This is a genomic window from Streptococcus sp. 2022WUSS037, assembly GCF_044427225.1.
In the GTDB taxonomy this organism is placed as follows: domain Bacteria; phylum Bacillota; class Bacilli; order Lactobacillales; family Streptococcaceae; genus Streptococcus.
In genome coordinates this window covers 16054-28227 of the sequence record NZ_JAOTGJ010000013.1, presented here as the reverse complement: position 1 = coordinate 28227, position 12174 = coordinate 16054, and the positions used below count along the sequence as shown (strand labels likewise).

General features: G+C 39.5%; 11 protein-coding genes. 10 read left to right on the top strand and 1 reads right to left on the bottom strand.

Features of this window, described 5'->3' with window-relative positions; translation table 11 throughout:
• Nucleotides 1-16 precede the first annotated feature (16 nt).
• From ODU55_RS06340 to ODU55_RS06320, 5 genes are all read left to right on the top strand, one after another.
• Complete coding sequence (locus tag ODU55_RS06340; protein ID WP_398582292.1) at nt 17-634, top strand: DUF5052 family protein; 618 nt, start codon at nt 17-19, stop codon at nt 632-634.
• The gene (locus tag ODU55_RS06335) at nt 635-1144 is read left to right on the top strand and encodes a GNAT family N-acetyltransferase (RefSeq protein WP_398582291.1); all 510 of its coding nucleotides are present in this window, start codon (nt 635-637) and stop codon (nt 1142-1144) included.
• Nucleotides 1134-1787: a DNA alkylation repair protein gene (locus tag ODU55_RS06330; protein ID WP_398582290.1), complete on the top strand. Its 654-nt coding sequence runs from the start codon at nt 1134-1136 to the stop codon at nt 1785-1787. The genes ODU55_RS06335 and ODU55_RS06330 overlap by 11 nt, the downstream gene beginning before the upstream one ends.
• 8 nt (nt 1788-1795) lie before the next feature.
• Complete coding sequence (locus ODU55_RS06325; protein ID WP_398582289.1) at nt 1796-2083, top strand: DUF1905 domain-containing protein; 288 nt, start codon at nt 1796-1798, stop codon at nt 2081-2083.
• 659 nt (nt 2084-2742) lie between these two features.
• A complete protein-coding gene (locus tag ODU55_RS06320; protein WP_398582288.1) occupies nt 2743-6990 on the top strand; it encodes a sialidase domain-containing protein in 4248 nt (1415 codons plus the stop codon).
• A 228-nt stretch (nt 6991-7218) separates the two neighbouring features.
• Here ODU55_RS06320 and ODU55_RS06315 read toward each other — a convergent pair whose 3' ends face one another.
• Nucleotides 7219-7995, bottom strand: a complete 777-nt coding sequence (locus tag ODU55_RS06315; RefSeq protein ID WP_398582287.1) for a glycyl-radical enzyme activating protein — start codon at nt 7993-7995, stop codon at nt 7219-7221.
• A 131-nt stretch (nt 7996-8126) separates the two neighbouring features.
• Between ODU55_RS06315 and ODU55_RS06310 the strand changes: the two genes are divergently transcribed.
• From ODU55_RS06310 to ODU55_RS06290, 5 genes are all read left to right on the top strand, one after another.
• Complete coding sequence (locus ODU55_RS06310; protein WP_398582286.1) at nt 8127-8870, top strand: DeoR/GlpR family DNA-binding transcription regulator; 744 nt, start codon at nt 8127-8129, stop codon at nt 8868-8870.
• A 10-nt stretch (nt 8871-8880) separates the two neighbouring features.
• Entirely contained in the window at nt 8881-9852 is a 972-nt protein-coding gene (locus tag ODU55_RS06305; RefSeq protein WP_398582285.1) for a sugar-binding transcriptional regulator, read from the top strand.
• A 198-nt stretch (nt 9853-10050) separates the two neighbouring features.
• The gene (locus tag ODU55_RS06300; RefSeq protein WP_024376531.1) at nt 10051-10374 is read left to right on the top strand and encodes a PTS lactose/cellobiose transporter subunit IIA; all 324 of its coding nucleotides are present in this window, start codon (nt 10051-10053) and stop codon (nt 10372-10374) included.
• Nucleotides 10375-10406: 32 nt separating this feature from the next.
• The gene (locus ODU55_RS06295) at nt 10407-10712 is read left to right on the top strand and encodes a PTS sugar transporter subunit IIB (protein ID WP_002935430.1); all 306 of its coding nucleotides are present in this window, start codon (nt 10407-10409) and stop codon (nt 10710-10712) included.
• Nucleotides 10713-10724: 12 nt separating this feature from the next.
• The gene (locus ODU55_RS06290) at nt 10725-12026 is read left to right on the top strand and encodes a PTS sugar transporter subunit IIC (RefSeq protein WP_024376530.1); all 1302 of its coding nucleotides are present in this window, start codon (nt 10725-10727) and stop codon (nt 12024-12026) included.
• Nucleotides 12027-12174 lie beyond the last annotated feature (148 nt).

Genomic DNA, 12174 nt, shown 5'->3' with positions numbered 1-12174 from the left:
CTATTGGAGGTTTTATATGAAATGGAATAAAAAGTTAGCACTTGGTGCTGTATTAGTAACCAGTCTAGTCACTCTTTCTGGCTGTCAATCAATTTCAAATTGGTGGAAAAATACCAAGGAAGAATGGATTGGATTGGAGATGACGGTACGGACTTATGATGAAAATTCTCAATTGATAGATGAAATGTCTGGTAAATCCCTATCGATTTCGCGGAACGAGGAATTTGACTCTGTGGATGCCGAAGGCAATTCCAATGCGGATTCGTCTGTTTTGAAAGTCACACTTGGCAATTTTGAAATTGACCATGTTGGTTCGTCCTTGATCGCAGCAGAAGAAGGCTTGGAAGATTTGTATGCGAAATATCAGACCACAGTAGATATTGCAAATTACGATCGTGCAATTCCGCTTGTTAACCGTATGGTATCTAGTCTCAAAAATGATTTTACAGGTAAGGCAAAGGTGGTTTTGATTCGTTCGCAAAACGGAACCCCGCTTGCTACTTATGTAGGTGATAAAGTGTCTCTTTATGCATCTGATGCACCTAAGACTTCTGAACTCTTGATTGATGGCAAACGGTTAATTATCTACCGTTGTGATTATACCATTTATGATAGAGAATTATTGGAGAACTAAATGATAGACATTCGTTCTGCAAGGATAGGGGATGCGGCAGACCTGGTGGCAATTTATGCTCCTTATGTAGAAAAGACAGCTATTACCTTTGAGACTCAGGTACCGACTGTGGGTGAATTTGCAAGTAGGATTGAAAAGACCTTGGGGAAGTTTCCCTATCTGGTCGCAGTAGAAGAAGGGAAACTTCTTGGTTATGCCTACGCTTCAACCTATTATGCCCGAGCTGCCTATGACTGGACGGTGGAATTATCTGTCTATATCCAGCAAGAAGTACGTGGAAAAGGGATCGGATCCATGCTCTATGATGCCTTGGAAGAGGAATTGACGGTGCGTGGTTTTAAGAACTTTTTAGCCTGCATTGCCCTGCCAAATCCTGCCTCTCTTGCCCTCCATGAAAAAAGGGGATATGAACAGGTGGCTCATTTCAAAAAGGTGGGGTATAAATTTGAGACTTGGCATGATATTGTCTGGCTTCAAAAATCTCTTGTAGGTAAGCAAAATGAAGATTGAAGAACTAGAAAAACGATTGTTAACGGTAGCGGATGCCAGTCAGGCTCAGCCAATGAAAGCCTATATGAAGAATCATTTTGAATTTCTAGGCGTTCGGTCACCTGACCGTCGAACAGTTGCCAAGCAATTCTTCAAAGATTTTAAGGTTCCGGGAATTGATTGGGATTTTGTAGAGGCTTGTTGGGCCAAACCCTATCGTGAATTTCAATATATCGCCATTGATTATCTGGTCACCAAGAAAAAAGACCTGGTTTTAGCTGATTTACCTCGATTGAAACAGTTAGCTCAGACCAAGTCTTGGTGGGATAGTATTGATGGATTAGATAAACTAGTCGGTAAGATTGTGTTGGACAATCCAGAGGCCAAGCAGACCATTTTGGAATGGAGTGTGGATGATGATTTCTGGCTGAGACGAATTGCCATTGACCACCAACTATTGCAAAAAGAAAAGACAGATACAGAGCTGTTGGAGAAAATCCTGGTCAATAATCTCAATCAGACAGAATTTTTCATCAACAAGGCAATTGGCTGGAGCTTACGGGATTATTCTAAGACCAATCCTGACTGGGTTCGAACTTTTCTTGACAAATACAGTTCCCAAATGGCAGGCTTGTCCATCCGTGAGGCTAGTAAGTATATCTAGGAGGAGTCATGTCTAAAGTTTATGAATTTGAAGCCCTTATCCATCCCGTACCGGACAAGGGTGGAGCCTATGTCATCTTTCCCTATGATATACGAGAAGAGTTTGGCAAAGGGAGAGTAAAGGTACATGCCAGATTTGATGGTCATCCCTATGATGGCTCCATTGTCAATAGGGGAGTTAAGGATGAAGCAGGCAATATCTGTTACATTATTGGCGTTCAAAAGGCTATTCGAGCGGCTATTGGAAAACAGCCTGGTGATAGTGTACAAGTAACCATTCAAGAACGAATGGAGTAATCAGGCTTGCAAATCCTTGAGATTATGGTAGAATAGATTCATGCGATGAGCCGAGTAGTGGGTGGTGATTAAGGTTCAGCACGCTCCTAAGAGTTCATGTCAACATCTCAGCGCAGTGGTTGATTGGCAGATTTATTCGTGTTTTGCACTCCAAATCTGACCTTTACGATTGATGCGAACAAGAGTTCGCCTTATTTCCAACCTCCAACTGTCTCCCAGACAGTTGGAGCTGTGCGGGGGTGGGAGTAAAACAGTCTGGGAAGAGACTGTTTCAGGTCAACAACCAGAAATGATGAAATGTTGACGAACTCTTGGTTGACTGGTTGAGTTCTTTCCCACTCCCTTCGACGCTAGGGAGGTCTTCATTAAATTGAAACGCAGGAGCGGACCTTGAATAGTTGTGTGAACCGGCTATTCTCATTGGAAACAATGCCCTTGCCCACCCTTGAGGTGGGCTTTTTTAAGCCTTTTTCAAAAATAGTTGTGTTTACTTGTTTTTATGTAGTAGCTATCAGTAGATGGCTTTCTTCCATAATACTTCTTTATTATAGGACTGATAAGGGAGAAATAACAGTAAGTTACATCATAATAGATATAAATCTATATGGAAGAATGAGCTTTCTCGCAATAGTGTAGTATGTAAGGAATTTGGTGAAGATATGAAAAAAATTACAAAATCATCCGTTTATAAAGTTTCTTTATTTTCTAGCTTAGTTTTCCCCACAATCATGTATTCTGAGGCAGTTTTGGGGCAAGAGTTAGAGCAAGTTGCCCTTGAACAGCCATTGGTAGTTAAACAAGAACAAGCAGTTACAAGTGTCTCTACGGAGCTGGAAATATCATCTACTCAAGTAGAAACAACTTCTCAGAATCTGTCAACAGAAGAAGGAACCGTCCTAGCTGATATTGGAGGAAATCAAGAGGAAGTTTCAGGATCTATTGTTGAAGAAACGGGAACATATCCAGCTCTACGTGCTGGCTATGAGGCGGTCAATGCGGATGTTCCCTCTCAAGAATTTGAAAATAATGAAATTACCAAAGTAGAAGCGATTCAATTAAATAGCAGCAATGACAAACGTCATGTCTTGAGTGAAGGGACAGAACACCTTATTAGACAATCGGAAACAGGCACGATTTATATGGAGTATAAGGCTGCTCAGAATGCAGGTTTTCACAGTCTGTTCTCCACATCCAGTGATACGAAATCAAATGAATACACGGCTCTCATTGCAAAAGATGGTAGTGTTACTCTGGAAAGTCGTGTGGATGGTGGTCGAACAATTGCCAATGTTACCCAGATGGATGCTACAATGGTCAATGGTGAGTGGAATGCAGTTGCCATGACCTATGAAAAAGTCTTGAATAGTCAAGAAATGGATGTCAAGCTTTACATCAATGGTCAATTTTCTGGTGCAACAAGAGCTAGTCAAGGAATCTTTACCAGTGCAACTGCTATGAACCATGCTCAACTTGGAGCAACAAAGCGTGGCAACGATTTACGGTGGGGTGTTGATCAATTAGATATTAGAAATTTTACGTTTTATAATAAGGCCCTTACAGCTGAAGAAGTTGCTCGGCGTTCCATTCTATTTACTCGTCAACTAGCTCCTGTAGATAGTTTGGCAACAACTGGCATATCTGAAAAAGTGGTGGTTTTTGAAGGTGGACGAGCTGGTCAGAAAGGTCCAGAAGGGGCAGCTAGTTTCCGTATTCCTGCTCTCTTGAAGACTGACAAGGGTACTTTGATTGCTGCGACAGATATGCGTCACGATCATTCGGGCGACTGGGGAGACATTGCTCAAGTTGTGAAACGTAGTTCGGATAATGGAGTAACTTGGGGTTCAACAATAAAAATTGTTGATTTGAAGAATAATGAAAAGGCGACCAATCGTAGTATTGGTGCACCTTTGACCATTGATACAGCTCTTGTTCAAGATCCAACGACGAAGCGAATTTTTGCTATTTATGATATGTATCCAGAGGGACAGGCCTTGTTTGGGATGCCATCTCAAAGAGAAGTAGAATATACAGTCATTAATGGAAAATCCTACCTTAATCTATATTCTAATAATGCTGATCGACCTTATACTTTACGAGAAGATGGATATGTATACTCGCCTCAAGGTCAAAAAACGGCTTACCGAGTCAATACAAAGGATTCAAGTCCAGCTTATGCCAATTTAGGTGATTTGTATCACAATCAGCAATTGATTGGCAATATTTATAATCAGACGGATTCGGCAAGTCCTTTCCGTGTGGCAAAGGCAAATTATATCTGGATGTCATACAGTGATGACGACGGATTAACCTGGTCAAGACCCGAAGATATCACACCAAGTGTTAAAAAAGATTACATGAAGTTCCTTGGTTTGGGACCAGGTACTGGTATTACCTTGCATACTGGTCCTAATAAAGGTCGATTGGTGGTTCCGGCCTATTCTGCAAACTGGAAGACCGGTTTATATGGTTCGCAATCAGCCTTGGTCTTTTATTCTGATGATCATGGAAAAAATTGGAAGGCGGGTCAAACATTTAACGACAATCGTCAATTGGCTGACGGAACGCTCTTACATTCTAGTACCATGAATCTCTCAAAAGAACAAGGTACAGAGGCTACACTTGTCCAACTCGGAAATGGACAGTTGAAGATGTTTATGCGTGGGCTTGCAGGCAAGGTGCGTGTGGCAACCAGTCTTGATGGAGGTCAGACTTGGCTGAATGATCTTGAAGTAATGGATGCCATTCACGATCCTTACGTTCAATTATCTGCGATTCGTCATGTTCGCAATGGGAAAGAATATGTACTTTTAGCAAATGCTGCTGGTCCAGGAGGCAATCGTACAAATGGTACTATCCATGTAGCAGAAGTTGGGATTGATGGCCGTTTGAATTGGCTTCACCATAGCTTGATTCAAGATGGTAACTTCGCTTACAATTCCCTACAATATCTAGGAAATGATACTTTTGGTATCTTATACGAACATTCATCGGGAAATCAAAATGCCTATAGCCTTTATTATAAACAGGTTACTTGGGACTATTTGACTCGTCCAGTGACTGAAAGTGCCGCAAGTGCAGTACAGACAATCAGTTTAGGTCGCGATAACAAACTTTATCTTTCCTTTACAAAACCGGTTATTGCCTTAAATCAACCACATCTGCGAACAAGTACAGGTCAAGAATTGACTTTCCTAGGTCAGTTGGATAGCCAGACTTTAATATATAGTTGGAATCAGCAAGCAGGAAGTTTTGCAATTGAAGGTCTATCAAGAGGCTCGATTGTGACCCCGGCAAATAAGGTAGCACTCGTAACAGCTGTATTTGAGAAATCTTTATCGGATAGCTCTAATAAGATATCGAGTGATCGTTTACTTGTGACAGGTGAAGATGTCTATGAAGATAGTTTCAGACGTGGTTTAGGTAACTTAATGGATGGAAATCTAGAAACTTTGACGGAATTGCGTTGGAATTTGACAGATAAAATTACTCTTCCGCAGACTATTTCAATTCAGACACGTAATAATCAAGCAATTCAACTCGATAAGCTGGCTCTTTTCAAGCGTATCAATAATTACGGTACAGTTACTAAGTATCGTATTAAAACTTACGATGGTACAAACTTGACACATGATTCAGGGATTATTGAAGTTCCTTATGCTCAGACAGAAGATCATTATAAGTTCACAAGCAGAGTGTTTGCGAATAAGGTTGAATTGATAATTTTAGAAGCGAAATTCCGACCAGATATTATCAACAATCGTACTATGACGATTAAAGAAGTTGAATTGTACGAGGTGGGAAGTAGCGTTGAAGAACAACCTTTGTTTAGAGTGGAAAAGATTGATCCTTCTCGCTTAGCGGTTCGTGGTGAAAATGTCTATGAGGATACCTTTGGACGTGGTTTGCCTAATTTGATGGATGGCAATAAGGAAAGTCTAACAGAGCTACGTTGGAATTTGACAGATCGAATTACCTTGCCTCAGACAATCACTATTCAGACTACAAATGGCCAAGCAACTAGATTGCATAGTTTGGTCATGACCAAGCGTATTAATAACAATGGTACGGTTACCAAGTATCAAGTAAAGGCTTACAATGGCGCTAACTTGGTTCACCAGTCGACAGAAATATCAGTTCCTTACGAAAGAGAAATTGAAACTTATCAATTTAGTCGAGATATTCGAGCAGATAGAATCGAATTGATTATTTTGGAGGCGCGTGTGCGACCAAATCAAATCAATAATCGCTTGATGACCTTGAAAGAAGTGGAATTGTTTGAATATATTCCAAGTCAAGCTGAGCCTTCCTTTGCTAATCATCAGGTACTGAGTTTGGAGCCTCTTCAGACAAATGTTCAAAACGGTAAGCGTATTGAGCTAGCTAGCACTGTCAAAGACAGTCTTCTAGCTATCAATAGTGGAACGATTTTCATGGACTTCAAAGCCAGCACAACTTCAGGTTTTTATAGCTTGTTCTCGACATCGAGTGCCAGTCTAAAAAATGAGTATTCAGCTCTCATTGTACGGGATGGGAAACTGATTTTTGAAAGCCGTATCGGTAGTAGCGGTCAGACTATCGGTCATATTACAGAGGCCAGTCAGCGCCTCATCAATGGGAACTGGAATACTGTCGCCATGACCTACGAACAAGTTGGGACAAGTCGTCAATTCTTGGTCAAATTATATGTGAATGGAAAATTGTCTGGTCAGACAACCATGTCACAAGCTCCATTTACTTCTGCAACTGCTATGGACTATGTACAGGTTGGTGGCACACGTCGGCAGACAGAACTACGTTGGACAGTTGATGAGCTTAATCTTCGTCAATTCATGTTTTACAATAGTGTTCTGACACCTGAGGAAATTGAACAACGTTCACGGATGGTTGTAAATGAGTCTACCCTATAATTGGGAGATAAGTTAGATTGAAGAAAAGTCTATTTGGGACAGACTCTTCAATCTTTTATTTTTGTAGTCAAAATAAGAAAAGAACTCTTAGAAAACATTTGAATGAAGTTTCTAAGAGTTCTATTATTCCGTATATCTTTGTAGAAGTATCAATATTTAATTTGGTCTGAACATTGAACGAATCAGTCAATACTGCTCATTCTGATGGTTAATATTATTAAAAGTGTGCTAGAAGTAACAATTGATATTATGTTTCAAAAAGATTGCCTGATAATCAGCCAAGTCTTCTGGATGGAGAGCCTTGACATCGGTCATAGCATAGGTTCGATTGAGAAGCTTATACTTATTTTCTCCAAATTGATGGAAGGGGAGTAGTTGAACTTTGTCAATCTTGAGTTGATTAAAGAGACAGGCGAATTGTTCAGCATCTTCGAGGGAATTATTAAAGTCAGGGATAACAGGGATACGTAGGACGATTTCTTTTCCGATGGAAAAGGCGTATTGGATATTTTGTATGATAAGGTTATTGTTGACGCCGGTGACTTTTCTATGAGAAATTGTATTGTAATGTTTTAAATCAGTATAGATAAAGTCAACGTATTGGATAAGGTCAACAAATTTGCGGTGTTCTACGAAAGCGGTGGTTTCAATAGCGGTATGAAGGCCGTGTTTTTTTGCCTCCATAAGAATAGCTTTCGCAAACTCATATTGGGCAAAAATTTCTCCGCCAGACAGCGTGAGCCCACCACCAGATTCTTCATAAAAATCAATATCTTTCATGACTTCGGATATGATGTCATCAACAGATTTTTCTTCTCCCATGATGGTCGTTTTTTTACTAACAGCATCAAGCATGGGTTCAGGTTTTCGTTTTTGAGATTCTGGATTTGCACACCAAGGACAACGTAGGGGGCAGCCTTTCAAGAAAACCGTTGTACGTATACCAGGACCGTCATGGAGCGAAAAATGTTGAATGTTAAAAATAATGCCTTTTCGTGTATTCATGCTCTTTCTCCTTTTCGATTAATTTGATTCTATCACACAAAAGAAAGTTTTACAATTACGAACGTAAGTTAAAAAGTTGCAAATAGTTGAAAAAGAGTCAAAATTTGATAGAATAATGATGAGGTGATGAAATGGAACGATTAGATAAAATTATACAACTGGTATCACAACATGAAAGAATAGATGTCAATAGTTTGGCGGAGCAACTGGACGTTTCTAAGGTAACCATCCGTAAAGATTTAGATAAGTTAGAATCAAAAGGTTTATTACGTAGAGAACATGGCTATGCTGTTCTAAATAGTGGTGATGACCTTAATATTCGGATGTCCTTTCGCTATGACGTAAAAAAACGAATTGCAAAAGAAGCTGCAAATCTTATTGCCGACAATGAAACGATTATGATAGAGTCTGGGTCAACTTGTGCTCTCTTGGCAGAAGAAATTTGCAAAACCAAGAGAAATGTGACCATCATAACAAATTCTTATTTTATAGCCAATTATGTGCGACAATATGATAGCTGTCAGATTATTTTATTGGGTGGTGAGTTTCAAAAAGATTCCCAAGTAACAGTTGGGCCGCTCTTGCATAAAATGATTCAGTTTTTCCATGTTGATAAGGCTTTTGTAGGAACTGATGGCTATGATAGTGAGCATGGTTTTACAGGTAAAAACTTAATGCGAAGCGAAGTAGTACAGTACATGTCTGACGTTGCTGAAAACATGATTGTGCTAACAGATTCTAGTAAATTTACAAAACGAGGGACAGTACGCAGATTTGGTTTAAGTCAAGTTGCTCAGGTCATTACGGATACCTCAATTGCAGAGATTTTTGTAGCTGAACTAGAAAAAGCCAATGTTAAGGTCACTATCGTTTAGTGAGGAAAGAATGAAGCTAGAAAAAAGAAGACAATTAGCAAAGATTGCCTATCTCTATTACATAGAGGGAAAAAGTCAGGCAGAGATTGCCATGGAAACTGGAATCTACAGGACAACAGTCAGTAGAATGCTGACGAGAGCCAAGTTAGAAGGCATTGTTAAAATAGAAATTCAAGATTTTGATAAGCGACTTTATCAGCTGGAGAAATACGTTCAAAACAAGTATGGTCTAAAGGGGCTTGAACTGGTAGAAAATAGCTCAGATGGCGATTTTTCTGCTTTAGAATCTCGTTTAGCAGAAGCAGCAGCTGATATGTTAACCAATTTGATTGATGATGACATGATAGTTGGTTTTTCTTGGGGCAGAAGTTTGAGTTTAATCGTTGAGAAAATAGGACATCACCGAATGAAAGGTTTAAAATTTGTTCCTATTGCTGGTGGCCCAAGTCATATTCATGCTCGCTATCATGTCAATACTCTAATTTATGATATGGCCAATAAATTTCGAGGAGAGTGCAGTTTTATCAATGCGACTATTATCCAAGAAAATCAAAGCCTTGCTGAAGGAATTTTGTCATCCAGATATTTTGAAGAGTTAAGAGCGGACTGGAAAAAATTGAATGTGGCGGCTGTCGGAATTGGTGGTAGGGTAGATGCTAATAATCCTCAGTGGTTGGATATGTTAACAGAAGCTGACTTTCATCAGTTATCTATAGAGGGGGCGGTTGGTGAAACCTGCTGTCGTTGTCTTAATCATAATGGAGAACCCGTTGTCGAAGACTTACAAGATAGGACGATAGCTATTTCATTAGAAGAACTGAAAAATATTCCCAATACGCTAGCCTTAGCTTACGGAGAGCATAAGGCTCAGGCAATACTAGCTATTTTGCGAGCTGGTTATATCAATCATCTTGTGACGGACGAAGGGACAATCTTGAAGGTGTTGGAGCTAGATGGAGATACCAACCATTTCTCTTTGTGATAGGTTAAATAATGACATTTATTGTCCTTGATGGATAGTAAATGTTTTTATTTTATCGAAAAAGCACAAAAGTGCAATTTATTCAAAATAGGTAAAAAAGAGCAGTTTTATTATTTACTATATTGAAATAAAATGATATGATTTACTTACGAAAGAAATATAATAACTTACAAACAAAACAAATTGGAGGAAAAAGAAATGGAAATGATTATTGCAGATCAATTGATCATGGGATTGATTATTTATGCTGGAGATGCGAAAAGTCACGCCTACCAAGCTTTGTCGCTAGTCAAAGCAGGTGAAGAAGAGCGAGCAGAAGAGGAATTAGAATTGGCAGATGCAGCATTATTAGAAGCTCACAATATGCAGACAAAATTCTTAGCACAGGAAGCTGGGGGAGCAAAATCTGATATTACAGCACTATTTGTCCATTCGCAAGATCATTTGATGACATCTATTACAGAAATCAATTTGATTAAAGAAATCATTGATTTGCGGAAAGAACTAAAAAAAGTTGGCTAAAACAAAAAAATTATATTTAGGAGGAAACCGAAATGGTTAAAATCGCTCTATTTTGTGCCGCTGGTTTTTCTACAGGCATGTTGGTAAACAACATGAAGATTGCAGCAGCAGACGCAGGTGTCGAAGTAGAAATCGACGCGCATTCTCAAGGGAAAATTGCAGATTACCTTGACGAAATTGATGTAGCTTTATTGGGACCACAAGTAGCATATACGCTTGATAAGTCAAAAGCGCTCTGTGATGAAAAGCAAGTCCCTATTGCCGTGATTCCAATGGCAGACTACGGGATGTTGGACGGGAAAAAAGTTCTTCAATTGGCACTCAGCATGGTTTCATAAAGGAGTATGGTCATGTCCAAAATTGATACACAAAAAATTATTGTCCCAATCATGAAATTTGTGAATATGAAAGGGATCATCGCTCTAAAAGATGGTATGTTGGCTATCTTGCCTTTAACAGTAGTTGGTAGTATTTTCTTAATTTTGGGGCAATTGCCTTTTGAAGGCTTAAATGCTGCAATAGCTTCTATATTTGGAGCGGAATGGACTGAACCGTTTATGCAAGTCTATAGCGGAACCTTTGCAATTATGGGCTTGATTTCTTGTTTTGCGATCGGCTATTCTTATGCCAAAAATAGTGGAGTTGAGCCTCTCCCTGCGGGCGTACTGTCCTTGTCTTCATTCTTTATCCTCTTGAAATCTTCTTATATTCCAGTTGATGGAGAACCAATCGGTGATGCCATCGCAAAAGTATGGTTTGGAGGTCAAGGAATTATCGGTGCGATTATTATTGGTTTGGTAGTGGGCGCTATCTATACGACTTTTATTCAGCGTCATATTGTTATCAAGATGCCTGAACAAGTACCGCAAGCTATTGCCAAGCAGTTTGAAGCTATGATTCCAGCTTTTGTCATCTTTTTGCTATCTATGATTGTCTATATTGTTTCCAAGATGGCGACAAACGGTGGTACATTCATTGAAATGATTTACGATGTGATTCAAGTGCCACTACAAGGTTTGACAGGTTCATTACCAGGTGCGATTGGAATTGCTTTCTTCATTTCCTTCCTCTGGTGGTTTGGTGTACATGGTCAGTCAGTTGTCAATGGTGTCGTTACTGCTTTACTATTGTCAAACCTCGATGCCAATAAGGCCCTTTTAGCAGCAGATAAATTGTCTCTGGAAAATGGCGCCCACATTGTGACCCAACAATTCTTGGATAGTTTCTTGATTATGTCAGGTTCAGGTATTACCTTTGGTATTGTTTTTGCAATGCTATTTGCTGCAAAATCAAAACAATATAAGGCTCTTGGTAAGGTAGCGGCCTTTCCTGCACTCTTTAACGTTAATGAACCAGTCGTCTTTGGTTTCCCAATTGTGATGAATCCTGTTATGTTCTTACCATTTGTCTTGGTACCAATCCTAGCGGCTTTCATTGTCTACGGTGCAATCTCAATAGGCTTTATGCAACCATTTTCAGGTGTGACCCTACCATGGTCTACCCCAGCAATCATTTCTGGTTTTATGGTGGGTGGTTGGCAAGGTGCAGTTGTTCAAATCATTATTTTAGCTGTCTCAACTATTGTTTATTTCCCATTCTTCAAAATCCAAGATAAGATTGCCTATGAAAGTGAAATGAAAGAACCAGTTTAGTCAATGATGTCAGATAAAAGAGTTGCACAAATGTGCAGCTGGCTTCGGAAATCTTAGCTCTCACTAGCATCAATTGACAATAACCCCTATTACAGGATATACTTAATTTACAAACGAAACAAAATTAAGTTTCGAAAGAAAGGGTATA